General features: G+C 64.5%; 20 protein-coding genes. 9 read left to right on the top strand and 11 right to left on the bottom strand.

Annotated elements, in window-relative coordinates; translation table 11 throughout:
- Positions 1-134: 134 nt before the first annotated feature.
- Entirely contained in the window at positions 135-2,507 is a 2,373-nt protein-coding gene (locus HSR122_RS00275) for a heavy metal translocating P-type ATPase (protein ID WP_229110666.1), read from the bottom strand.
- A 33-nt stretch (positions 2,508-2,540) separates the two neighbouring features.
- Positions 2,541-3,302, bottom strand: coding sequence for a helix-turn-helix domain-containing protein (locus HSR122_RS00280; protein WP_229112228.1), 762 nt, complete (start codon positions 3,300-3,302; stop codon positions 2,541-2,543).
- Positions 3,303-3,406: 104 nt separating this feature from the next.
- On the opposite strand from HSR122_RS00280, the gene HSR122_RS00285 reads away from it, so the two are divergent.
- Complete coding sequence (locus HSR122_RS00285; RefSeq protein ID WP_229112229.1) at positions 3,407-4,150, top strand: DNA polymerase sliding clamp; 744 nt, start codon at positions 3,407-3,409, stop codon at positions 4,148-4,150.
- A 655-nt stretch (positions 4,151-4,805) separates the two neighbouring features.
- Here HSR122_RS00285 and HSR122_RS00290 read toward each other — a convergent pair.
- Positions 4,806-5,003 (bottom strand): hypothetical protein, encoded by a 198-nt coding sequence (locus HSR122_RS00290; protein ID WP_229110667.1) that lies wholly within the window; start codon positions 5,001-5,003, stop codon positions 4,806-4,808.
- 82 nt (positions 5,004-5,085) lie between these two features.
- On the opposite strand from HSR122_RS00290, the gene HSR122_RS00295 reads away from it, so the two are divergent.
- Genes HSR122_RS00295 through HSR122_RS00310 form a run of 4 tightly spaced genes read left to right on the top strand, consistent with a single transcriptional unit; the run spans position 5,086 to position 7,519 of the window.
- Positions 5,086-5,487, top strand: coding sequence for a hypothetical protein (locus tag HSR122_RS00295; protein WP_229110668.1), 402 nt, complete (start codon positions 5,086-5,088; stop codon positions 5,485-5,487).
- Positions 5,488-5,497: 10 nt separating this feature from the next.
- The gene (locus HSR122_RS00300) at positions 5,498-5,740 is read left to right on the top strand and encodes a sulfurtransferase TusA family protein (protein WP_229110669.1); all 243 of its coding nucleotides are present in this window, start codon (positions 5,498-5,500) and stop codon (positions 5,738-5,740) included.
- A 36-nt stretch (positions 5,741-5,776) separates the two neighbouring features.
- Positions 5,777-6,919 carry an NAD(P)/FAD-dependent oxidoreductase gene (locus tag HSR122_RS00305; protein WP_229110670.1) on the top strand — a complete coding sequence of 381 codons (1,143 nt, stop codon included), beginning with the start codon at positions 5,777-5,779 and terminating at the stop codon, positions 6,917-6,919.
- Positions 6,920-7,519 (top strand): DUF1641 domain-containing protein, encoded by a 600-nt coding sequence (locus HSR122_RS00310; protein WP_229110671.1) that lies wholly within the window; start codon positions 6,920-6,922, stop codon positions 7,517-7,519.
- Between the two features lie 142 nt (positions 7,520-7,661).
- Here HSR122_RS00310 and HSR122_RS00315 read toward each other — a convergent pair whose 3' ends face one another.
- The 3 genes from HSR122_RS00315 to HSR122_RS00325 all read right to left on the bottom strand — a co-directional run bounded on the left by HSR122_RS00315 (position 7,662) and on the right by HSR122_RS00325 (position 10,916).
- Positions 7,662-8,663, bottom strand: a complete 1,002-nt coding sequence (locus HSR122_RS00315) for a cytochrome d ubiquinol oxidase subunit II (RefSeq protein WP_229110672.1) — start codon at positions 8,661-8,663, stop codon at positions 7,662-7,664.
- A complete protein-coding gene (locus tag HSR122_RS00320) occupies positions 8,656-10,134 on the bottom strand; it encodes a cytochrome ubiquinol oxidase subunit I (protein WP_229110673.1) in 1,479 nt (492 codons plus the stop codon). The genes HSR122_RS00315 and HSR122_RS00320 overlap by 8 nt, the downstream gene beginning before the upstream one ends.
- A 287-nt stretch (positions 10,135-10,421) precedes the next feature.
- Positions 10,422-10,916 carry a DUF367 family protein gene (locus tag HSR122_RS00325; protein ID WP_229110674.1) on the bottom strand — a complete coding sequence of 165 codons (495 nt, stop codon included), beginning with the start codon at positions 10,914-10,916 and terminating at the stop codon, positions 10,422-10,424.
- A 125-nt stretch (positions 10,917-11,041) separates the two neighbouring features.
- Here HSR122_RS00325 and HSR122_RS00330 point away from each other — a divergent pair, with 125 nt between their 5' ends.
- Complete coding sequence (locus tag HSR122_RS00330) at positions 11,042-12,067, top strand: NAD(P)/FAD-dependent oxidoreductase (protein ID WP_229110675.1); 1,026 nt, start codon at positions 11,042-11,044, stop codon at positions 12,065-12,067.
- Between the two features lie 134 nt (positions 12,068-12,201).
- Here the strand turns inward: HSR122_RS00330 and HSR122_RS00335 are convergent, their stop codons facing one another.
- The 5 genes from HSR122_RS00335 to gap form a co-directional block, all read right to left on the bottom strand.
- Positions 12,202-13,131, bottom strand: a complete 930-nt coding sequence (locus tag HSR122_RS00335; protein ID WP_229110676.1) for an ABC transporter permease — start codon at positions 13,129-13,131, stop codon at positions 12,202-12,204.
- Positions 13,128-14,039 (bottom strand): ABC transporter ATP-binding protein, encoded by a 912-nt coding sequence (locus tag HSR122_RS00340; protein WP_229110677.1) that lies wholly within the window; start codon positions 14,037-14,039, stop codon positions 13,128-13,130. Before HSR122_RS00340 ends, HSR122_RS00335 begins: the two co-directional genes overlap by 4 nt.
- On the bottom strand, positions 14,036-17,323 hold the full coding sequence (locus HSR122_RS00345; protein WP_229110678.1) for an outer membrane protein assembly factor BamB family protein: 3,288 nt from the start codon (positions 17,321-17,323) through the stop codon (positions 14,036-14,038). Before HSR122_RS00345 ends, HSR122_RS00340 begins: the two co-directional genes overlap by 4 nt.
- A 151-nt stretch (positions 17,324-17,474) precedes the next feature.
- On the bottom strand, positions 17,475-18,689 hold the full coding sequence (locus HSR122_RS00350; RefSeq protein ID WP_229110679.1) for a phosphoglycerate kinase: 1,215 nt from the start codon (positions 18,687-18,689) through the stop codon (positions 17,475-17,477).
- A gap of 56 nt (positions 18,690-18,745) precedes the next feature.
- Positions 18,746-19,756, bottom strand: a complete 1,011-nt coding sequence (gene gap / locus HSR122_RS00355; RefSeq protein WP_229110680.1) for a type I glyceraldehyde-3-phosphate dehydrogenase — start codon at positions 19,754-19,756, stop codon at positions 18,746-18,748.
- Between the two features lie 266 nt (positions 19,757-20,022).
- Here gap and HSR122_RS00360 point away from each other — a divergent pair, with 266 nt between their 5' ends.
- The 3 genes from HSR122_RS00360 (at position 20,023) to ileS (ending at position 24,167) form a co-directional block, all read left to right on the top strand.
- Positions 20,023-20,421 (top strand): Hsp20/alpha crystallin family protein, encoded by a 399-nt coding sequence (locus tag HSR122_RS00360; protein ID WP_229110681.1) that lies wholly within the window; start codon positions 20,023-20,025, stop codon positions 20,419-20,421.
- Positions 20,421-20,756, top strand: coding sequence for a cupin domain-containing protein (locus HSR122_RS00365; RefSeq protein WP_229110682.1), 336 nt, complete (start codon positions 20,421-20,423; stop codon positions 20,754-20,756). Before HSR122_RS00360 ends, HSR122_RS00365 begins: the two co-directional genes overlap by 1 nt.
- Before the next feature lie 75 nt (positions 20,757-20,831).
- The gene (gene ileS / locus HSR122_RS00370; protein WP_229110683.1) at positions 20,832-24,167 is read left to right on the top strand and encodes an isoleucine--tRNA ligase; all 3,336 of its coding nucleotides are present in this window, start codon (positions 20,832-20,834) and stop codon (positions 24,165-24,167) included.
- The last annotated feature ends 139 nt before the right edge of the window (positions 24,168-24,306 follow it).

Consider the following 24,306-nt stretch of genomic DNA (forward strand, 5'->3'; position numbering starts at 1 on the left):
TCCAGTTCGACGGTGATACGGTCCGGGGCTGGACGGGGAATTCGGAGCAGCAGGGTATATACCTTCGTGCGAGGGCGGTGAATTGATAGTGATCGATCTGAACGAAGTGAAGGGCGACCGTTTGAGCGGTTTCGCTACCGGTCGGGCGCGATCCGAGAGAGCCGCATCGCGTTGCCGGTCACCCCGAGACTCATCCCCATGTCACCGACGACGACGGCCACGGCGACGCTGACCAGACCCAGGGGCACGCCCAGCGCCAGCAGTGCCTTCACGCCGAGACTGGTCCAGATGTTCTGCCGGATGACGCCGTTGGCCGCGTGCGACAGCGAGTACAGGTACGGGAGCTTCCCGATGTCGTCGCCCATCAGCGCGATGTCGGCCGTTTCCAGCGCCGTGTCTGTGCCAGCCGCGCCCATCGCGATCCCGACCTCGGCGGTCGCCAGCGCGGGCGCGTCGTTGATGCCGTCACCGACCATCGCCACCTCGCCGTATTCGGCCTGCAAGTTCTCGACTGCGTCGACTTTCTCGTCGGGCAGGAGGCCCGCGCGGTAGTCGTCGACGCCGACCTGTTCGGCGATCGCCCGCGCGGTTCCCTCGTTGTCGCCGGTCAGCATGACGACGTTCTCGACGCCGAGTTCGTGGAGCCGTTCGACGGCCCGCCGGGCGTCCGGGCGCACCTCGTCGGCGATAGCGACGATCCCGAGGAGTTCGTCCTCCGTTCCCACCAGGATTACGGTCTTGCCCTCGTTCTGGAGGCGGCTGATGGTTTCGTCGCGGAGGTCAGTACAGTCCTCACGTTCACAGTGCTCGGGCGGTCGTGTCTCGGACGTCGATGCCGCCGTCGCGCCGCCGTCAGTCTTCACGTGGGCGTGCGAGAGGTCGAAGCCCAGATCCTCGAACAGGGCCGGCTTGCCGGCGTAGTGGGTCGTCCCGTTCAGGTCGGCGCGGACGCCCTTTCCGGTCAGGCTCTCGAAGTCGGCGAGGTCATCGAGCGCGTCGCTGTCCACACCGACGTCGTCGGCGTGATCCCGGATCGCCGCCGCGATCGGGTGCTCGCTCCGGCGTTCCAGGGCGGCGGCGTGCCCGAGCACCTCGTTCTCGGTGATGCTTCCGAGCGAGACGACGTCAGTGACGGCCAGCTCGCCCCGGGTGAGCGTCCCGGTCTTGTCCAGCGCGACGGCGTCGATATCGCCCATCGCCTCGAGGTGGTTGCCGCCCTTGACGAGGACGCCGTTCTTCGCGGCGCTGGTGATCCCCGAGACGACCGAGACGGGCGTCGAGATGACGAACGCGCAGGGGCAGGCGATCACCAGCAGGGTGAGCCCGCGGACGAACCACGTCCCCCAGTCGCCGGTGAAAGTGACCGCGTATCCCCCGACGCTGACCGAGAACGGATCGGCGATCAGCAGGGGTGGAAGCACAGCTGTCAAGATAGCCAGCACGACAACGACCGGCGTGTAATAGCCCGCGAATCGGTCGACGAACTGCTCCTTTTCGGTCTGTTTCTGCTGGGCGCCCTGGACCATCTCGATGATGCGCGCGAGCGTGGAGTCGCCCGCCGTCGACGTGACCTCGACTTCCAGATAGCCCTCGGCGTTGATCGACCCCGCGTAGACCTCCTCGCCGACGGTCTTGTCAACGGGGACGCTCTCGCCGGTGATCGGCGACTCGTCGACCGCGCTCTCGCCCTCGATCACGGTGCCGTCGAGCGGGATCTTCTCGCCGGGACGGGCGATCACGGTCTCTCCGCCAGCGACGTCGTCGGCGGGGACGGTCACCTCCGCGCCGTCTCTGCGGACCGTCGCCTCGTCGGGGGACAGTTCCATCAGCTCCCGAAGGGAGTCCCGCGCCCGATCCATGGCGTAGTCCTCAAGCAGTTCGGCGATGCTGAACAGGACCGCCAGCGTGGCGGCCTCGACGAAGTAGCCGATGGCGGCTGCAGCGACGATCGCAAAGCCCATCAGCAGGTCGATGTCCAGGCTCAGGTTCTTCGCCGAGTAGTAGCCGCTCCGTACGACCGGCACGCCGGCGGCGACGATCGCTCCGAGAAAGAGCGTGTCGGCCAGCGTCAGCGGCTGTTCCAGGACGGTCGCCACGACGGGGTTCCAGGCGAAGACGAACTCGAAGGCGAGTCCGAGGGTGAGCAAGACCGCACCGATCCAGGTCTTGATCGCCCGCGAACTCGTCCAGACCTCCGAAGGGGGCGCGACGTCGACCCCGCCACTCGCTTCGCTGTCGTCAGCGTCACCGCCGTCGACGACCTCGTAGCCGGCGTTCTCGATCGCCGCGACCACGTCGGCCTCGCCGGTGCGTCCGGGGTCGTAGACGACCTCGACGCGGCCGGTCGTCGGCTGGAGCGTGGCGTCGACGACGCCGTCGACGCGTGTGAGGCTCTTGTCGACTTTCTTCGCACACGACGGACAGTCCATCTCGGGCACGGCGAGCTCGGCGGTCAGCTCTCGCCGCCCGTCCGAAGCGCGTTCCGGCGATCCCTCGTCGTCGGTCATCACTCCGGTCTAGGGGTCTCGGATCGATAAGGGTTAGTTGGAATATTCCAATCTCCCGTCGGGTCGTGAGCCGGGGAACTGCGATCCGCCCACGTACCGTTTCGCGAGGTACTGTTCGGCTCGCCGGAGACGATAGGTGAGCGTCGATCGGGGCACGTCGAGGTGGTCGGCGAGTTCACCGACGTCGACCGCCCGTGGGGACTCGTAGTACCCATGTTCGACGGCCGCCCGGAGTGCGGCTTCCTGTTCGGGTGCGAGCCCGCTCGTGCCGCTCGGCTCACCGGCCGCATCTGGAGCCTCCGCGGTCCGCAGCATCTCCAGCTGTGCACAGTCGCCGACAGCCGCGTCGAGGTCCTCGAAGAAGGCGGTCACGTCGCCCGATCCGGAGTGGATGATCCGCCACGTGTAGTGGCGGGCCTCGTGGCGGGTCTCGAACAGCAGCCCGTCGCCGAGGTGCGTGCGAGCGATGTGTGGGACGGAAATGCAGGTCGGGGACCGCTCCCACCGGGAGTAGAGCACGAGCGCGCTGTCGGTGTGTTCGAGCACTTCGGTCGTCTGGGTCGCTTCGCAGTCTTCGGTCGCCAGGCAGTCGGCGTAGTACTCAGTGTCGAGGAACGCCGCCGAGATCGCATCGAGCGCCTCGCTCGATCCCGTCGCGTGGTCGACTCGCCAGAGACGGTCGTCAGTGGCGTGTAGCGACAGCGACCGGATCCGGGCATCCGAGTGCTCGGCGAGGGCGTCGGCAACCCTGTTGCACCCCGGCTCGTACGCGAGGGCGAAGGCGAGTTCGCGCATGTGGCGTTTACGGCGTGACATCGGATAGGGGCCACGGCCGACGGGTCGCGGACGCGCGTACAATGAGGGACTTTTTAATGAATGGGGGCGTAGCGGAGGCCAAGATGTTCAACGCGATCGTCAGCGCCGACACGCTGCAGGATACGCTGGACTCCGTCAGCGTGCTGGTCGAGGAGTGCAAGATCCACCTCGAAGAGGGCGGGCTCGAGATCCGGGCGGTCGATCCCGCCAACGTCGGGATGGTCGATCTCTCACTGAGCGCCGCGGCGTTCGAATCCTACGAGACCGACGGCGGACTCATCGGCGTCAACCTCTCGCGGCTCGAGGACATCGCGGGGATGGCCGACTCCGACCAGTTGATTCACCTCGAACTCGACGAAGAGACTCGCAAGCTCCACATCGCCATCGACGGACTGGAATACACGCTCGCGCTGATCAACCCCGACTCGATCCGCCAGGAGCCCGACTTGCCGGATCTCGACCTTCCCGCTGAGATCGTGCTCGAAGGACGAGACATCGACCGCGCAGTCAAGGCCTCCGATATGGTCTCCGATCACATCGAACTCGGCGTCGACGACACTGACGAACTGTTCTACGTCGACGCGGAGGGCGACACCGACGACGTGCATCTCGAACTCACCGCCGAGGACCTGATCGATCTCACGGCCGGGCCGGCCAGTTCGCTGTTCTCGCTGGACTATCTCAAGGACATGAACAAGGCGATTCCCTCCGATGCCGAGGTCACGGTCGATCTGGGCGAGGAGTTCCCCGTGAAGCTGCACTTCGAGATCGCCGAAGGGCAGGGCCAGGTCACCTATATGCTCGCCCCGCGAGTCCAGAGCGACTAGGTCCGCACGAAACAGCCGTCAGTACTGTCGCGCCAAAGCTCCAGCGTCTACAAGACTCTCTCCCGACTTCACGAGAGAGGTCTCGTTCGGAAGGTCGATTCCTACTGGGCGGTCGCTGAAGATGTCGCGGCCTCGGAGATCGCGAACGTGGTGAGCCTCCAGCAGATCGAAGCTGAGTACGGCGAGGACGCCTACGGTACCGATGACGAGTGGGCTGACGACGCGCCGAATCTGGGAGCGAACGCGTAGGATGGCCTACGCACAGGGCAGTCTCATCCTCGCGCCAGCGACGTTCAAAAGCGGGGTACGGCCGTATCTCGTCGTTTCCAATCGGACTCGACCGTTTTTCTGAGACCGGTATACGGTTGCGGTCATCACGTCGACCGAACGGGAAGCGGCAGTCGAACTGACGGCGGATTCCCTCATCGAGGGAGAACTGATACTGCCGGCTGTAAGTTCGTAAAGATATTCGCCACCCCGGGGTGGCGAATTCCTTCAGTTTGTTACAGCCGGCAGTATTACAACCGACCGTATCAACCATGACTGCGGTCGCAGACAGGATTCACGAACTGACCCGGGTTGTGTGATAAAAGGCATTTATCTATTTAGTATAAAAATCTAATAATTATTTAGGGAGTTCAATAGAGAAGCAGTGTCATTCGTATGTCCCGCACGTGACGAGGTCAGTGTACTGCTTGGTGGTCGCGACCACGTCGCTCAGAGTCCCGTCCGTCAGGTCGACAGTCCGCCACTCGCCGTCACCGGCGTCGTTTTCGTCGATCCTGACGACCGGATAGTCCTGGACGGCCGCCGGCGAGTTCGCGAAATCGAGCAGAACCAGGACTAGAGACAATGATCGTTATGATTTCCACGTCGTTGGAAATACAGCGCAATACTATTATATCCAGACCACTACAGACAAGTGTGACCCAAGGATGACCGGATACGCGATCGTGCTCGCCTCGGCAGAGCTCGAGCGAGTGCAGGCGGTAAGTATGATCGGTTCGATCGCCGCGGCATCGGACACGCCGGTGCAGGTGTTCGCGACGATGAACGGCCTGACGGCCTTCGAGAAGGAGACCGTCGAGAGCGGCGACTTCGAGGTCGCCGGACCGGCGGGCTACGCGATGCTCGAATCGGACGGCGACGAGGTCCCGCTGTTCACCGAACAGCTCGAACGGGCGAAGAACCTCGGCCCGCTCGAAGTCTACGCCTGCGAGATGGTGATGGACCTGATGGACAACGACCTCGACGACTACGTCGACGTCTTCGACGACGTGCTCGGCGTCTCCGGCTTCCTGCGGGAGGCATCGGACAAACAGGTGCTGTTCGTATAAGGTGATTATCATGAGCGAATCCATTTCCCCCGACGAAACGGTCGACTCGCGCGGTGCAGCCTGTCCCGGCCCGCTGATGGACCTGATCGGCAAGATTCAGGACGCCGAGCCAGGGACGGTAATCGAACTCCAGACCAGCGACAGCGGTTCGAAGGGCGACGTGCCCGAGTGGGTCGACGAGGCTGGCCACGAACTGCTCGACACCGTCGAGCGCGACGACTACTGGAGCATCTACGTCGAGAAGACGGACTGATAGTGTAATGATTGGACAAGACAACGGTGATCGCCCGTGACAGAACGCATCGTCATCGTCGGTGGCGGAACCGGCGGAACGGTACTGGCGAACAGACTCTCCGAGCGACTCGAACCGGAACTGGACAGCGGCGAGGTCGAGGTCGTGCTCATCAACGACGGCGAGAAGCAGTATTACAAGCCGGCGTACCTGTACGTGCCCTTCGACAAGAAAGACGTCTCGGACGCGACGAAGCCGATTACGGACCTGCTACCCCGTGACGTGCAGTTCCGGGTCGACCGCGTCGAGAGCGTCGACACCGACCGCAAGCAGGTGACGCTCGCCTCCGGCGGCGGGCTCGCCTACGACCAGCTCGTGCTGGCGACCGGCGCGAACCTCGCGCCCGACAACGTCCCCGGCCTCGCCGAGGGCGGCCACCACTTCTACGGTCCGGACGGTGCCGAGGCCCTCAAAGAGGAACTCGCGGAGTTCCGCGAGGGGCATCTCGTGTTGAGCGTGATCGGCGTGCCGCACATGTGCCCGGCCGCGCCCGTCGAGTTCACGCTGATGGCCGACGACTGGCTGCGCAAGCGCGGCCTGCGCGAGGACGTCGAGATCACCTACACGTACCCGATCCAGCGCCCCCACGGCCTGCAGTCGATCGCCGACTGGGTGACGCCCATCTTCGAGGAACGGGACGTCAACGTGAAGACGTTCTTCAACGTCGAGTCGGTCGACCCCGACGCCCAGCGACTGGAGACGATGGAAGGCAAAGAACTCGACTACGACCTGCTGGTCGGCATCCCGCCACACGAGGGAAGCGACCTCATCAAGGAGGCCGGTCTCGGCGACAGCGGCTGGGTCGACGTCGACCAGCACACGATGGAGGCCGAACACGCCGAGGACGTCTACGCGATCGGCGACGCCGCGGACGTGCCGACCTCGAAAGCGGGCAGTGTCGCCCACTACGAGGCCGGGACGGTCGCTGACCGGATCGCAACCCGGATCCGTGGCGGCGTGCCGACCGCGACCTTCGACGGGAAGACGGTCTGCTTCATCGAGACCGGGATGGACGAGGCGACGTTCGTCTCCTTCGAGTACGGCTCCGAGCCGACCATGCGTGAGCCCTCGAAGCCGATCCACTGGGCGAAACTCGGCTACAACGAGTCCTACTGGCTGACCGCCAGGGGGTTGATCTAGATGAGCGAAAGCCAAGCCGCGGAGGCGGACGACTTCGAGACACTGGTCGAAGAGGACCCCGAGGCCGTCGCGAGCCTGCTCGAACGGCTCGACGCCGACGCGACGACGCCGGACATCGAATCGTTGCTCGAAGGTGACGACCTCTCGATTCGAGGGGACGAGTCGCTGGAGCCGTCCGCAGACGCCGCCGAACTCGGGTCGCTCGTCGAGGCCGCCGACGCCAACGCCGACGAACTGGCCGCAGGGCTGGAATCGCTCGCGCAGATCCAGCGGACCGGCACGCTTGATGACCTGCTAGAACTCGCCCAGATCGCCTCGCTGCTGATGGGGGCGATGGACGACGAGATGGTGATGAGCCTCTCGAATCTGGGGTCGGAACTCGGCGGCGTAGCCGATACCGCAAGCGAGGAGGACGTCGCTCGCGGGCTGGAGTCGGTGTTGCACGCCGTCGGCGACGCCACGAGCGAACAGCCCGAGCCGGTCGGCGCGATCGGCTTCGCGAAAGCGCTGCGTGACCCCGAAGTCAAGGCCGGTCTCGGCGTCGCACTGGCGCTGGTCAGAGGACTCGGCCGAAACGTCGATCCGCCCGCCGAAGACTGATCGGCGCACGCGAAGCGTTCATCCGGTCACACGAGCTGCCTTTTTCGAATTCTCCGGCGGAGTGTTCTCTCGTCCGTGAGCGGTGTTTCCGTCGCCCGCAAGCCGACGGATGACAGCGATCGTTTCCAGTCGCGTGTACGTATCAGGCTCCGTACCCCTCACCTTCGAGGGGGCCGCTAAACACGCCGTAGAGGAACTTGAAGTACCACAGGACCACGAACAGGACCGGGACGCCGAGGACAGTCGTGAGGTTCAGCGCGAGCGGCGAGACGACCGCTTCCTGGACAGTCAGGCCAGTCGGCGGGTAGATCGTCGGGTACAACAGCAGGGCAACGAGGAGGCTCAACAGGACCGGCAGCGCTAACGCGGTGGCCAGCCAGGCGCGATACTCGCCGCGGCCGGCCAGCACGATCCCGCCGAGCCCGGCCCCGGCCGAGAGGACGACGATCGCCGCGCCGGGGATCGAAAGGACCGTCCCGGCGTGGCCGCCTGCGTCAGTGACGACGACGACCGCCAGCAGGGCGACGACGCCTCCCAGATACGCCAGCGTCGCGATGATGCCGTAATCGCGCATCTCGCCGGCCAGTGAAGGTCCGGTCTTGGCCGCCAGAAACGCCGCGCCGGTGACGACCGAGACGGCGACCAGACCGATCCCGGTCAGAAGCGTCGGTAGCGACAGCGTCGCCGCGTCGAACACCCACCGACCGGCGATCATCCCGAACAACAGCGGCGCGAAGAGGCTGCCGCCGATGAACGAGTAGTCACAGTAGCGCTGCCAGCGCTCGTCGTCGCGTTGCTCGCGGAGTTCGGGTCCGAGACCCCGGAACAGCAGCGCCAGCACGAACCCGAGCGCGAGCAGGTAGTGCTCGGACAGCAGTCGGGAGTAGACGTCGGGAAACGCCGCGAGCGTCATCGTCCCGAAGGCGATCACCCACACCTCGTTGGCGTCCCAGACCGGACCGAACGCCGACAACAGCGTCTCCCGATCGTGGTCGTTGTCCTGAGTCGCGTACAGCATCCCGATCCCGAAGTCGAAGCCGTCGAGAACGATGTACATCGTCAGCGCGAACATGACCAGGCCGAACCAGATCTCCGGCAGCGGCTCGACGAGATACGAGTCGACGGGCAACAGCAGTTCAGTCATCGTCGCTCACTCCCGGGATCGGGCCGTACCAGCGATCCCCGGCGGATTCTTTCACGCCCAGTTCCCGGAGTTCGTCCTGGATGAGCCACCGCAGGATGTACAGAGCGACCAGAACCAGCGCCCCGTAGATGACGAGGAACCCGACCAGCGTGAGCGTCGCCTCCCCGCCCGACAGCGTCGAGGAGACGGCCTCGCTGGTCGTGAGTTCGTCCTGAATGACCCACGGCTGGCGGCCGATCTCGGTGACGTACCACCCGGTGAGCAGAGCGGCGTACCCGAGCGGTGACGCCACGATCATCGCCTTCAGGTAGCGGGTACTATCCGACAGCCGATCCCGGTACATCAGATAGCCGCCCCACAGCGCCAGCCCGATGAACAGGAAGCCGAGTCCGACCATGATCCGGAACGACCAGAACACGAGCGCGACCGGCGGGTTCTCCTCGTACTCGTTCAACCCGAGCACTTCGGCGTCGAAATCACCCCCGCTCGCGAGGAACGAGCCGACCCTCGGCAGGCTGATCGTGAAGAGGTTCTCCGCCCGCGGATCGGTCAGCGCGTCGGGACTTTTCGGGACTGCAAACAAATGGAGATCAGCTGTACCGGTCTCGTAGTGGGCCTCCATGGCCGCGAACTTCTGTGGCTGGGTGTCCTCGACGTGGCGGCCGTAGGCGTCACCGTGGATCGCCTGCAGCGGTGCCGAGACCAGCAGGATCAACACGGCGAACTTCAGCGCGGTGTTCCAGGCCTCGGAGTCGCGTTTCTTCCAGACGATGTACGCGGAGACGCCGGCGACCAGCAGCGCGACCGCGATCACCGATGCGTTGATCATGTGGACGTACATCCAGGTCATCCGCGGGTTGAAGAACGCCGCGATGGGATCGGTCAGTTTCGCGACCTCCATCTGTTGACCCATCACCATTTCCGGCACCATCTCGTAGCCCCGGGGCGTCTGCATCCAGGAGTTGACGACCAGAATCCAGAAGCCCGATAGCCAGGCCCCGAACCCGACCAGCACCGACGAGAGGACGTACGTCCGGTCGCTGACTCGCTCCCGGCCGAACAGCAACACTCCGAGGAAGACGGCCTCGAGGAAGAAGGCCATCTTCGCCTCGAAGGCCAGCGGGCCGCCGATCATCTCGCCGGCGACCGAGGAGAACTGCGGGAAGTTCGTCCCGAACTGGAAGCTCATCGGGATCCCGGTGACCGTCCCCATGACGAACCCGGCGGCGAACACCTTGATCCAGAACGACCGAAGCCGTTCGAACCGTTCGTCGTCGGTCCGGACGCTCTTCCAGGTGAAGTAGACAATAAACGGTGCGAGGCCGATCGACAGAGCCGCAAAGAGGATGTGGACGCTGATCGTCCACCCGAACTGCGCCCGGCTCGCGATCTCGGGCGACAGCTGTAACGGCCCGTCGAGAATCGGCAGGACGATCCCTCCGCCGGCGAGTGATTGGGCAAGTACAGACATCCGTTTTCCTGCGACTCAGACCCTCGAAAGGATAAACCGGCGTTCCTCTCCCAAATATTGAGAACCACCGAAGGAATTTTATGTGTCCGTTAAATTCTCTTTCAAGAATCGGTAATTCCTGCCGGATAAATTACGACGCCTCGAGTTCGCGGTCGAAGGAATCCGCTCCAAGCCGGTTCATGATCTCGGTGTAGTCTATGTGGTTGGTCCGGCTCTGGTACTCCTGAGCCAGTTCGAACAGTTTGTTGTCGTCGAACGCACGGCCCGTTTCGACTCGTTTTTTTCGGTCACTCCTCGACGAGGTAGTCGTCCTGCACGTCGAGTACGTCCGTTGAGTCTTCACACTCGCTGTATCGGCGAAGCGGTTCCTCGTTGAGTTCGAGGAAGGTATGGCCCCAGGAGAACTTCGAGAGGGTCCGTTCGGCGTGCTCGCGCTCGCCGAGGATGACGAGCGCGCCGGCGAAGGCCTCGACGGTGTTGAGCCGGAACGGCGTCCCGTAGTTGATGGGGTTGGCGGCGACGAGAAACGGGAGCGCCCGGTGAACGCCGTCGAGATCGAACGCCTCCCGCTGGGCGGTCTCCCAGGAGCAGTCGAGCGCGACCAGTCGGTCGTGGTCGGCGTCGGCGGGCGAGAGCGCCTGCTCGGCGAAGGGGTTGAGGACGATCCCCGGCGGCGTCGCCCGCGTCGAGCGGTGCAACTCCGCGAGGTCGAAGCGGGCGAGCTTGCGGGCGCTACACTTGTCGGGGTCGTCGTCGCCCTCGTAACGGACGTGTAATTCCACGCCCGAGCGTACGACGGGGGCGTTCATAGTGGTTCGGAGATCGTTCCGGCGGCCGCTCTGGTGAATCGGCGCTCTCGTATCCGTCCCTACGTGGGGTTTTTGTTCGTGCTGGCCAAAGTGAGAGCATGACAGACGAAGAGATCTGCATCGTCGGCGGGGGCATCGCCGGGGCTGGAGCGGCCTATGCACTGGACGACGCGGACGTGACTGTCTACGAGATGGATACTGTCGGCGGCCGGATGGCAAGCCGCCGTCGGGAGGGCTGTATCTTCGACTTCGGTGCGAACTACCTCGAGCTGGGCGACAGCGATCTGGAAGCCGTGATCGAGGACGCCGCCGGCGACGTAGCCGTCGAGATCGAGTCGCCGGTCGAGCAGTTCACCGCCGGCGGCGAGATCCGGTCGGGGGAAGTGCCACAGAACACGCGCTGGACGACCCCCGACGGGCTCGACGGCATCGTGCGGGCGCTGTTCGAGAACAGCGGGGCCGATCTGCAGGTCGGCGTCGGCGTGACCCGCCTCGAACGGCGCGCGGACGACTGGCTTGTCACCACAGACGAGGGCGAGCGCGCGTTCGACGCGGTCGTGCTGGCCGTTCCCGGCGCGTCGGCGTCGGTGCTGTTCGAGACTGCCGTGTGGGACAACCCGGTCAGGGACGACCTCGTCCGGGCCGTCGAGGACATCCCCTACCGGACGATGGACACCGTCGCGCTGGGCTATCCATTCGAGATCGAGACGGACTTCTTCGGCCTCGTCAGCGAGGAGGACGTCTACGATGTCGCCTGGGTGTCCAACGAGGGCCACAAGCCCGGCCACGTTCCCGAGGGACGGGGCGTCCTCATCGTTCAGTTCGGCCCCAGCTGGGCCGTCACACACCCCCAGACGTCGCCCGCGGCCGCCTCGGAGGCGGCGACCAACCGCGTCGTCGAACTGCTCGATGACGATCGCCTCGGGGAACCGGCCTGGTGGGAGTACCAGCGGTGGGGCGACGCCATCCCGACCCACGGCCCCGACGAGTCGCTTCGCGAGGCGACGCTGGAGGACGACCTGGCGCTCGCCGGCGACTGGGTTGAGGGCATCGGTCGGACGCGGGCCGCGCTCCGCAGCGGACTCCGCGCGGGCCGCACACTGCGCCAGTCCGAGGCCGACTAGCGAGTCGGATAAGCGACGACGAACGATACATCGCGGTCGCGATCGGCATCGCAGGCGGTCTGTTCGTCAAAGCCTACTACGAGCAACACCTGCGTGAGAACGTCACGGAGGAGTGAACGGACAGCCGGTCGTGCTCAGGGCACGTCCATCCGCTTGAAGCGATAGACGGCCCCAGCGAGCGCGGCGATGGCGACGAGTCCGACGACGATCACTGAGACGATTGGGGGCACATAGCCTGCAAGCGGTGTCGACCCGCCTATCCCGCCGAGAAGCGGATCAGTCCAGACGCCACCGACATCGTAAACACCCGAGACAGTCGAGATCGCCTCCCGTGTAGCGGGGGTAAACTCGACCCCCAGTGTACCGTGGACGGTAGCGTAGACGTTTCCGAGATGGTAGTTGACGTCCGGCACGTACAGGAACAGATCCGTATAGAGATCTCCGACCGGCAGAAAGCGGACGAACATAAACGCGAAGAACAACACCGGGATCAGCGCCGTCCCGAGAGCAGTCTGCAGGCGCGTCCCGGTGACGACCGCCAGCAGTGTCCCGACCGCCGCGGCCACTGTCGTAACGACCAGCGCATACACCAGCGTCCCCGGCAATAACGTGAGGACGCTCCCGCCAAGCGCCAGCGTACTCGTCCCCGTCGTCGAGTAGAGGGCGACCCCACCGACCAGCAGTCCCGACAGCGTCGCCAGTACGCCCACGATGACGATCCCGATGAACGCCCCGACAAGCGGCTCCCAGCGGCTCACAGGCTTGCTCAACAACACCCGGAAAGTCCCCGATTCGAGGTGACTTGCGACGTTCGTCGCCGCGAGTACCGCCACCAGCACCAGCGGGAAAGTGACCAGCCAGACGAACGACAGCTGTGCGTACAGCTCCAGCAGGACCTGCTCCTGGGTGAAAAGCGGCGCGCTCCCGAGATTCTCGTGGCCCGTGTTCCCCAGGGCTGTCGCGAGCAGGACCGTCACCCCGAAATACGGAAGTAGAAACGCCGCGAGGATCTTTGGCCGGGTGCTGTCTCTGACGGCCCCGGAGACGAACAGTCGGAGGCTCATTGTTCCCCCTCCTCTAAGATGTCCGCGAAGGCTTCTTGCAGGGTCCCGGCCTCGGACATCGACCGCAGCGAGATATCGTGTTCGACCAACAGCCCCTGCAACCGATTGCGGAGTTCGTCGGCGTCGTCGGTCATCACGAGCAGGCGACCGTCCTCAATCTCGACGTTGCGGGCCACCTCGACATCGGCCAGCAGTTCGGCGACGCGCTCGTCGTCGTCGGTTTCGACCGCCAGTGCCTGCCCGCCGTAGGCCTGCTGGACGGCGTCGATCGTATCGGTAATCACGATTTCGCCGTCCCGAAGGATCGTCACTTTCCCGACGTACTGTTCGAGTTCCGCGAGCACGTGGCTGCTGACGAACACCGTCATCCCCTGCTCTGGGAGTTCTCGCAGTGCGTCCATAATCTTCTGTCGGCCCGAGGGATCTAGTCCCGTCGTCGGCTCGTCCAGAATGAGCAACTCGGGTTCGTGGATCATCGCCTGGGCCAGGCTGAGTCGCCGTTGCATCCCGCCACTGTAGGAGCCGACCCGCCGGCCGGCCGCCTCCTCCAAATCGAGCCACGCCAGGAGTTCGTCGGCCCGTTCGCGTACGTCCGACTTACTCATCCCTGCGGCCCGCCCCATATACTCGAGATAGCCGCGGCCGGTCATCGACTCCCGCAGCGCCAGTTCCTGCGGGGAGTATCCCAGCAGTTCCTTGGCGGCCTTCGAGCCGGCGGGTTTCCCACCGATGGTCGCCGCACCCTCTGAGGGGCTCAACAGTCCCACGAGCAGTTGCATCGCGGTCGTCTTGCCGGCGCCGTTGGGTCCGACGAACCCGTGAACGCTTCCCTCTTCGACAGTCAGATCGATGCCGTCGACTGCGACCGTCTCGCCGAAGCGCTTTGTCAGATTTGTCGTTTCGATCATCGCTGCACCCTCCGTCGAACGGCGTTGACGATCGGCATGCCGAACAGCCCCAGCACCGAGGCGCCCGCCGCCGCGTACAGCAGGGTATCGGCCATGGAACTGCCCGTTACCGACGGTGTCGTGCTGTCGTAGACGGTGAACCCGTCCGGACTGGTCGCCGCCACGCTGACGGTGTGCTCGCCGGGCGGCAACCGTACTGTCGTCGACCGGTCGGTCGTGATCGCGACCGGTTGCTCCCCGACAGTGACCCGCGTGACTCGGTCGCTCCCGTCGTCGAACTCCCAGGACAGCGTCACGTCCGGGCCGCCGCTCGCGTCAAGCGTGACTCCCGCCGTCGCGTCGACCGTTCGGAGTCCGGCGTCACTGGCAAGTATCCCGACCTCCGAGTCCAATTCGACGAACGATCCGTCGGCGGCGTCCCCGCTGATCAGGACCTCGCCTTCGCGCGGATCGACGACGTACAGTCGAGCGTCTCCCTCACCAGTGGGGTCCGCGATCACACCGATATTCGGCTCCTCGCCGTCGGCTGCGGGCAGTCGCTGGACGCGAGTGGCCGGTGCGAGCGGCTCGTCGTCGGGATCGACCGTCTCAAACGGTTCGAGGACGATCCGCTTCAGACGATCACCGCCCGAAAGCCCGTACAGGTCAACTTTCGCCCCACCTTCGGGGGCCGTCGTCGCGAGTGCGACTGCCTCGGTCCCGTCGACTTCGCCGGCGAGGTCGGCCGGCCGGTACGCCTCGCCGAAGCCGCCGCGTCGTGACAGATCCTCCTGGTGACGCCACGTCTCTTCGACGCCGTCGGTGACAGAGACAGTGAAGCGATCGCCGTCGCTCGTGCACGTCACCAACCCGTTCCCTCCATCCGGTGACGGTATCTCTCTGACTGTCGGTGTCACTCTCCCTTCGCTTTCGAACCGTCCAATCACCGCTCCATCCCCCGGCGAGACGACGACCCACGTCTGCGTGTCTTCCTTCTGGACCAGACACAACACCTCTCTGTAGCCGTCCCCATCCAGGTCTGCTATCGTCCGGATCGATCCGGAAACGATTCGCTCCCCGTCGGACTCGAACATCGTCGTCTTCTCGAATGTGATGTACTTGTCGCCGTTTTCGGTCTCGCTTCCGGTTTCGATGACCGCAAACGACACCCGGTTGTCGGCCGAAATCGCGAGCATATCCTCGTACTCGCCGGACCCACCGACACTCACGTACCTGACTCGCTGGCTGTTCTCGATCGGTGGCCACAGGTCACTCTCGTCGGGACGATATCTCCAGAAGTCGGTCACTGCTTCGTCTCTGAGATTGACGAATGCAACGCCACTGTGCCCGCCGATGAAGACGACGTTGTCCTCTTCGTCCAGCGTATTGATCGAAACTGGCTCGATCAGGTCAGGTAGCGTCCTGCTACTTTCGACTTCGAGTGGGATCCGTGCTCGCTCGCTGCCGTCGGTTCCGGTGAGGGCGACGAGTTCAGCCGTCGGTCGACCGCCGAGTTCGTCTAGCTCCGCGAGTAAACTCTGGATCTCGCTTTGCTTGCTCTGAATCTTGTCGCTGTTGTCGACGTCGTTGTTTCGCTGCTCGCGTTCGAGGTTTCTGATGTCTCGTTCGAGATTTTCTATCTCGCGCTCGATCTGGGTGATCTGTTCGTCGTTGCCCTGGCCTGGCCGCTGTTCGATTCCCAGCAAGTCGACCCCGTCGTCGCCGTCGATCACCTGCAGGTTCTGTAGACCGCCCTCCCGATGGAACTGCTCGGCTCCGAGCGTTCGCGACCAGACGATCGAGCTGTTCGCCCCGGACCGGACGACGAGCGATCGCGACTCGACGCCGCGCTGCCGGTCGAGTTGATTTCGCGAGTAGATCAGATAGTCCTCGACCCCATCGCCGGTGAAGTCCGCCTCCAGCACTGTCCCGTCCTGTATCGCGGTGAAACTCCAGACGACTTCCGTCCCCTCCTCAATGACCTGTAGGTCCCCGGATTCCGAGGCGACCACGAGATTCCCGCCGTAATCGGCGAGATAGCCCTGCCCGTCCGCCGAAGCGCGAACCGATCCCGGCGGTGCGGCCGGGATCGTGAGTTCCGCCCCTACCTGTCCGTTCGCGAGACCGAGTTTTGTCACTGTTTGCGTGTCTCCGTCGGGTGCCGACGGCACGAGCAGACGCTCCGAATCGAATTCGCTCACGAACCAGACGTTACTCGCCCCGGCGAGGTTGATTGACTCGTTCGTCCATTCGGTCTCCCCTTCCGCGGTGACAAGCGCTACCTGTCCGGGGTTCTGGTCGGGGGCATACTGCCCTCGTTCGTGGATACTGATCGCGATCCTGTCGCCGTCGATCGGTGTCACTTCGAGATTGCAGAAGTTCCCGTCTGCCGCCCGATCCGAACCGCCGGCCATCGTCGGCCGATTGCCGATCCGCCGGTAATACGATTCTAACTCATCGCTGTCGGGCTCGTGAACCTGTGTGTCCCACTTGACTGATCCGTCGTCGGCACGCACGCCTTTCACGTACCCGTCCTCGGTCGTGACGACGAGGTCGGCGGGTCCGCCTTCGATGGGACGGAGGTCCCACGCCGACCGCGGGATCGATCGCCCGCCACTCTCGAAGGGTTCGGCGAGTCCCGTGACGTACTGCCTGTCGCCGCTCTCGCCGTCGATAGCCAGCAGCTTCCCGTCTTGGGTGGTCGCATAGACCGTTCCGTCCAGCGCTCGTACTCGCCAGGTGTAGTAATCCCGATCGACTGTCCAGACCTCTTCGCCGCTCTCGATGTCGAAGCCCACCACGCCGTATCCCGTCGCGACAGCGACGTTGCCGCCGGCTTCGACCGCGTCGAAAACGGGTACCTGCCGGTCGATCTCCCCGAACTCCTGGCTGAAGATTGTCCGGGTCCGAGCCGCTCGCCACTCGACCTCGCCGCTTGCGAGGTCGATCGCGAGCACGTTCGGGAAGAACTGATCCTCGACCAGCAGCACGGCCCGATCGTCTCCCAGGGGACTGATCCGTCGGACCGGACGAGTCGAAACGAACGCTGTCACCTCCTGGTTCTCGAAGACATAACAGCCGCGGTCCGTTCCGACCAGTAGTCGATCGCCCGCAGACACAGGGGCCGTCGTTACCGATCCTTCGAGTGTGGCCGGCGTCTCGCCCCCGTCGAGTTGGGACAGCGCGTCTACGGTGGCGTCCTTGCCAGCCCCTGGCGTCGACCCCAGCGCCGGGACTGTCCCAACTGACGCGGCGACGCCACCGCCGGCCAGCGCCGAGAGGACGGTCCGCCGGTCATACGGCACCGTCAACCAACCCCTTGCGTAGCCGTCCTGTCGTGCCCACCGGTGCTGTCGGCGTTAGGAATATCACATATAAAAATGAAGCAAAAGTTGATATATAACCGCGGGAGCGTTCTCAGGAGACAGGAACGATCGAGAAAGCCGGTGAGAGATCTTACGCGTACTTCTTCAGCACGTCGACGACGACCAGTTCCTGACCGGTCAGGGCGTTGAGGTAGGCGCCGCCGGCGATGGAGACGTGGTCGTAGTTCTCCTCGTCGAGGCCGTACAGCGACAGGGTCCGGGCGGTGTCACCGCCGCCGACGACAGAGAAGCAGTCGGTCTCGCCGATGGCCTCGATGAGCTCGACCGTGCCGTCGGCGAAGCGCTCGTCCTCGAAGACGCCGACCGCGCCCTTCACGAAGACGGCCTCGGACTCGCGGATGATCGGCTCGTAGGCCTCGATCGTCTCGTGGCCGATGTCGAGATAGCCGGTCTCCTTCTCGTCGATGTCCTCCAGCGCGATCTCGGCGCGCTCGCCCTCAGCGTCCTCGTAGGCGAAATCGACGGGCAGTTCGAAGTCGTCGCGGCGGTTCTCGACGAGGTCCTCGAGGGTATCTTTGGTTTCGTCCCACTGGTCGTCCAGCAGGTCCATGTCGCCGATGTCCATGCCGACGGGATAGCCTTCCGCACGGAGGAACAGTTCGCCCGGCAGGCCGCCGACGAGGAAGGTGTCGACCTTCTCTTCGAGGTTGTTGACGACACTGATGACGTCCTCGGACTTGTTGCCACCGCAGAGCATCGTTACCTGGCCGTCGAACTCCTTCTCGGCGACGCTCGTGTTGTACTGGTACTCCTTGTCCATCACGAGGCCGGCGTAGGTCGGCAACTCGACAGCGAACCCGACCGTCGAAGCGTGAGCGCGGTGGGCCGCCGAGTAGGCGTCGTTGACAAAGGCGTCGAAAAGCGGTGCGAGCGTCTGGACGAAGTCGCTCTCGGCGTGCTCTTCGGCGTCTTTCTCGGGCAGTTCGTCGTCGGCCATCCGGGTGTTCTCAAGCAGGAGAATCTCACCTGCTTCGAGGCCCTCGATGGCCTCGACTGCGTCGTCGCCGTAGATGTCGTCGACGAACTGGATGGGCTTGCCGACGTGCTCTTCGAGGATCTCGGCGTGCTGGTCAAGCGAGACGAAGTCGTCGCGACCGGGCCGGCCCTGATGGGCCATCAGCACGACTTTGTGGTCGTCGTCTGCGAGTGCAGCGACGGTCTCGGAGTAGCGATCGAATCGGTTGTTGTCCTGTACGACGCCGTCCTCGACGGGGGAGTTGAGGTCGACCCTGACGAGGACGCGCTGGCCGGGCTCGAGATCGTCGAGCGTGTTGTATTCGGGCATGGTGTTGTGGCTGGTTCGGTGGCGTGTGTCTGAAAAAACGGTGCAGTTGGGAGTGCTTACGCGATGTACTCGGCGAGACGCATCATCTGGGCCGTGTAGCCCATCTCGTTGTCGTACCAGGCGAAGACCTTCGCGAGGTCGCCGCCCTCGACCGTGCTGGTCTGCTCGAGGTCGACCGCGGAGCCGTACTCCCAGCCGAGGATGTCACGCGAGACGATCTCGTCGTCGATGGCGCCCATCGAGCCTTCGAGTTCGCCGTTGGCGTACTCCTCCATCGCGGCGTTGATCTCCTCGGCGCTGGGGTTGCCCTCCAGGTCGGCGACGATCTCGGTGATCGACCCGCTGGGGGTCGGGACGCGGATCGCCATGGCCTCGAACTTGCCTTTCAACTCGGGCAGGATGTCGGTCGTCGCCGTCGACGCGCCGGTCGTCGTCGGGACGATGTTCTCGGCGGCCGCGCGACCGCGGCGGGTCTTGCTCTTGGGGCCGTCCACGATGTTCTGCGAGCCCGTGTAGGCGTGGATGGTCGTCATCTCGGCGGCGTTGACGCCGAACTCCTCGACCAGGACGTACATCGGCGGCGAGACGCTGTTGGTCGTACAGGACGCGCCGGAGACGATGTCCTCGCCGTCGTACTCGTCGTGGTTGACGCCGTAGACGAACTGCGGGACCGGCTTGTCGCCTTTCGGCGGCGCGGAGATCAGCGCCTTGTCGGCACCGGCGTCGAGGTGCGCCGAGGCCTCGTCTTTCGTCCGGAAGATCCCCGTCGACTCGACGGCGACGTCGACGTCCAGGTCGTCCCACGGCAGTTCCTCGGGGCTCTGGATGTTATACAGCGAGATGTCTTCACCGTCGACGCTCATCGTGTCCCCGTCGCGCTCGAGGTCGTAGGGGAGGTTACCCAGCGTGGTGTCGTACTTCGCCAGGTATTCCATCTGCTCGAAGTCCATCACGTCGTTGATCCCGACGATCTCGACGTCGTCGTTGTTCAGCGCTGCACGGAACGTGCACCGTCCGATCCGGCCGAAGCCGTTGATCCCGATCCTGACTGTGTCGCTTGCACTCATGATTACTACTCCGTGTGAAATTGCTACGGTAGCGAGTAAATGTTTTTCGGTTGTTGCCACGAACGTGTAACCAAATTACATAAACAATAAGGTACAATTCGACACGCGTCGAACGAGTCGCCGAATTCGTTCCCGGACAATCACGGATCACTGTATCGATTCCGCCAGAGGTGACCCTCCGTCAATCGGTTCGGCCCAGTCGCGCTCACTCGGCATTTCGGGCCCCGAGGCGAAGGCTTTTGGGCCGGACGGCCCTACTGACGGGCATGCGACGAGACGACCGCGACGACCCCTTCGACGATTTCTTCCGAGAACTCGAACGGATGATGAACGAGATGACCGGCGGTGACTTCGACATGCACGTCGAACGCCACGGCGACGGCGGACAGAGTCACGGCCGCGACATCCATCTGGACATCTACGAGGCGGACGACGAGATCCGGGTCGTCGCCGACGTTCCCGGCGTCGAGAAGGACGCCATCGACCTGAAGTGCGACGGCGAGGAGCTGACGATCGACGCAGCCGGCCCCGAGCGCGAGTACTTCGAGCGCGTCCAGCTCCCGGTCAGCGTCGACGAGCATTCGGCCAGCGCGACCTACAACAACGGGATCCTGGAAGTGACCTTCGAGCGGCGAGACGACTCCGCCGACATCGACCTCTCCTGATGGCCGATCGCGAGAAGCTCCTCGATCTCGCCGGCTCGTCGTTCGAGATCGAGGACCTGCTCAACTATCAGTCCGGTGCCGTCGTGAGCCAGACGCTCGTCGACGAGGAGGCCGTCACGGTCACCGTCTTCGCCTTCGACGAGGGCGAGCGCCTCAGCGAGCACACGGCCCCGCACGACGCTCTCTTGCAGGTCGTCGACGGGACAGCTCTCGTCACCGTCTCCGGGACCGAACACGAGGTCGCGGCCGGCGAGTCGATCGTCCTCCCGGCGAACGAGCCCCACGCCGTCGAGGCCGCCTCGCAGTTCAAGATGTTTCTGACGATGCTCCGGTAGCGCTCGCCGACGGCGTTGTCGAAGCGTTGGCACACAACCGATTGTCCTTTAATCCCGGCGGCGATTCCTTCCAGTATGGACCGGTTCGCCGACGTCGACGACCAGTACGACCCACACGCCGTCGAGGAGCGTGTCTTCGAGTACTGGGAGGCAGTCGACGCCTACGAGAAGACCGTGGAGCATCGTGCCGACGGGGAGGACTTCTTCTTCGTCGATGGACCGCCGTACACGTCGGGGGCAGCCCACATGGGAACGACCTGGAACAAGACCCTGAAGGACATTTATATCCGCCACCTGCGAATGCAGGGCTACGACGTGACCGATCGTCCGGGCTACGATATGCACGGGCTGCCCATCGAGACGAAAGTCGAGGAGCAACTCGATTTCGAGAACAAGAAAGACATCGAGGCGTTCGGCGAGGACGCCTTCATCGAGGAGTGCAAGGCTTTCGCCGACGAGCAACTCGAGGGCCTGCAGGAAGACTTCCGGGACTTCGGCGTCTGGATGGACTGGGACGACCCCTACAAGACGGTCGACCCCGAGTACATGGAGGCGGCATGGTGGGGGTTCGAGCAGGCCCACCGGCGTGGCCTCGTCGAGCAGGGCAAACGCTCGATCAACCAGTGCCCGCGGTGTGAGACCGCCATCGCCAACAACGAGGTCGAGTACGATCAGGTCGAGAAGCCCTCGATCTACGTCAAGTTCCCCCTCACAGAGCGCGAGGGCGCCCCCTCGGAACGCGCGAGTAGCGCGGAACGGAGTTCCGCGGACCGTTCGAGCGGGCAAAGCCCGCGAGAAGACGGCGACGCCGCGAGCGACGAATACCTCGTCATCTGGACGACGACGCCCTGGACCATCGTCGCCAACACCTTCGTCGCCGTCGACGGCGATCTGGAATACGTCGGTGTCGACGCCACGAAAGACGGCGAGACCGAACGCCTGTACGTCGCCGAGGCGGTCGTCGAGGACGTGCTCAGAGAGGGCCGCTACGACGACTACGAGGTCGTCGAGCGCCTCGACGGCGAAGAACTGGTCGGCTGGGAGTACGACCACCCCCTCGCGAAAGAGGTCCCCGACCACGCCCAGGCCGATGGCTCCGGACAGGTCTACACCGCCGAGTACGTCGAGGCCGACCGCACCGGACTCGTCCACTCCGCACCCGGCCACGGTGAGGAGGACTTCGAGCGCGGACAGGAGCTCGATCTCGAGATCTTCTGTCCGGTCGACCCCGACGGAGAGTATACCGCCGAGGCCGGCACATACGCGGGCACGTTCGTCCGGGACGCAAACGACGAGATTATCGCGGATCTGGACGCGAAGGGTCTGCTGCTCGCTCACGATTCGACGTCTGTCCGCGAGGGCCACTGCTGGCGGTGTGACACCGACATCGTCCGGATCGTCACCGACCAGTGGTTCATCACGATCACCGACATCAAAGACGAACTGCTGGAGCTTATCGAGGACAGCGAGTGGCACCCCGAGTGGGCCCGTGACAACCGCTTTCGGGACTTCGTCGAGGAGGCCCCAGACTGGAACGTCTCCCGCCAGCGCTACTGGGGGATCCCGATCCCGATCTGGACTCATGAAGACTGGGACGGCTCGATGGACGACGCCATCGTCGTCGGCGACCGCGAGGAACTCGCCGAGCGGGTCGACCAGGACGTCGATCCCGAGGACGTCGACCTCCACAAGGACACCGTCGACGAGCTGACGATCACCGAGAACGGGACCACCTACACCCGCGTCGAGGACGTCTTCGACGTCTGGCTGGACTCCTCTGTTGCGACGTGGGGGACGCTGGACTACCCCGAGCAGACCGGGGACTTCGAACAGCTGTGGCCCGCCGACCTCATTATCGAAGCCCACGACCAGACCCGCGGGTGGTTCTGGTCGCAGCTCGGCATGGGCGGCGCGTCGATGGGTGAGATCCCCTACGAGGAGGTGCTGATGCACGGTTACGCCAACATGCCCGACGGCCGCGGCATGTCCAAATCGAAGGGGATCTTCGTCGATCCCCACGAGGTCATCGACGAGTACGGCCGGGATCCGATGCGGCTGTTCCTGCTGTCTGTCACCGCGCAGGGCGAGGACATGAACTTCTCCTGGGAGGAGACCCAGGAGATGCAGCGCCGGCTGAACATTCTCTGGAACGTCTTTCGGTTCCCGCTACCGTACATGCGCGCGGACGGATTCGATCCGGGCGTTGCGTCGGAGACGCAACGAGGCGAAGCCGCCGAAGCGACCACTGTCGAGTCCGTCGCGGACGATCTCGAGCTCATCGACGAGTGGCTCCTCTCCAAGCTCCAGACTGTGAAGGCCGAGATGGACGAGGCCTTCGAGGACTTCGAGCACGACAAGGGCCTGAACGCGCTGCTGGATTTCGTCGTCGAGGACGTCTCCCGGTTCTACATTCAGGAAGTCCGGGAGCGCATGTGGGAGGAGGAGAACAGCCCGAGCAAACTGGCCGCCTACGCGACGCTGTATCGCGTGCTGGAGGAGGTCGTCGCTCTGCTCGCGCCCTACGCGCCGTTCATCAGCGAGGAGATCTACCAGAATCTCACCGGCGACGCGGGCCATCCGACGGTCCACATGTGTGACTACCCCGAACCCGATCCCGACTGGCAGAACGTCGGCCTCGAAGACGACATCGCGGTCGTCCGCGCGGTCGAAGAGGCCGGCTCGAACGCTCGTCAGCAGGCGGAACGGAAACTGCGCTGGCCGATCAAGCGCGTCGTCGTCGACGTCGACGCGGACGATTCCGGCGAACTGGTCGAGACAGTCCGGCGCCGCGCTGCGCTGATCGCCGATCGACTCAACGCCCGGCGCGTCGAGGTCGTCGGCTCCGGATCGGACTGGGGGGAACTCTCATACAGCGCCGAGGCAGACATGAGCGAGCTCGGGCCCGCGTTCGGCGGCGACGCCCAGGAGGTCATGCAGGCCTGCAACGACGCCCGGATCGCCGAACCCACCATCGAGGCACTGGAGGCGGCAGTCGCCGACGAACTCGACCGGGAGATCGACCTCGAACCGGAGATGGTCGAGTTCGTCCGCCAGTTGCCCGACGGGGTCGCCGGCACCGCCTTCGAGGCCCTGTCCGGCGAGGGGGTCGTCTACGTCGACACGACGCTCACCGAGGACATCGAGAGCGAGGGCTACGCCCGCGAGGTCATCCGCCGCGTACAGGAGATGCGCAAGGACCTCGAACTCGACCTTGAGGAGCGCATCCGCGTCGACCTGGACGTGAGTGACGACCGTATCGCTGACCTCGTCGCCGAGCACGAGGACCTGATCAAAGAGGAGGTCCGTGCCGACGAACTCGGACGCGTCGAGGACGGCCACCGCAAGACCTGGGAGGTCGAAGGCATCGAGATGGAGATCGCGGTCGTGCCGGTCGCCGAGTCGGAAGCGTAAGTAGCGACCAGCATACGGCGTGAGCGAAGCGAGCGCCGTTTCACTCGACCGAGCGCAGTGAGGTCGAGGTCGTTTTTCTGACGAGCGGGTCGCGGGCACGCCCGCGACCGAATGACGTTGCGGCTTCGTCGCAACGCTG

This window comes from Halapricum desulfuricans (genome assembly GCF_017094525.1).
In the GTDB taxonomy this organism is placed as follows: Archaea; Halobacteriota; Halobacteria; order Halobacteriales; family Haloarculaceae; genus Halapricum; species Halapricum desulfuricans.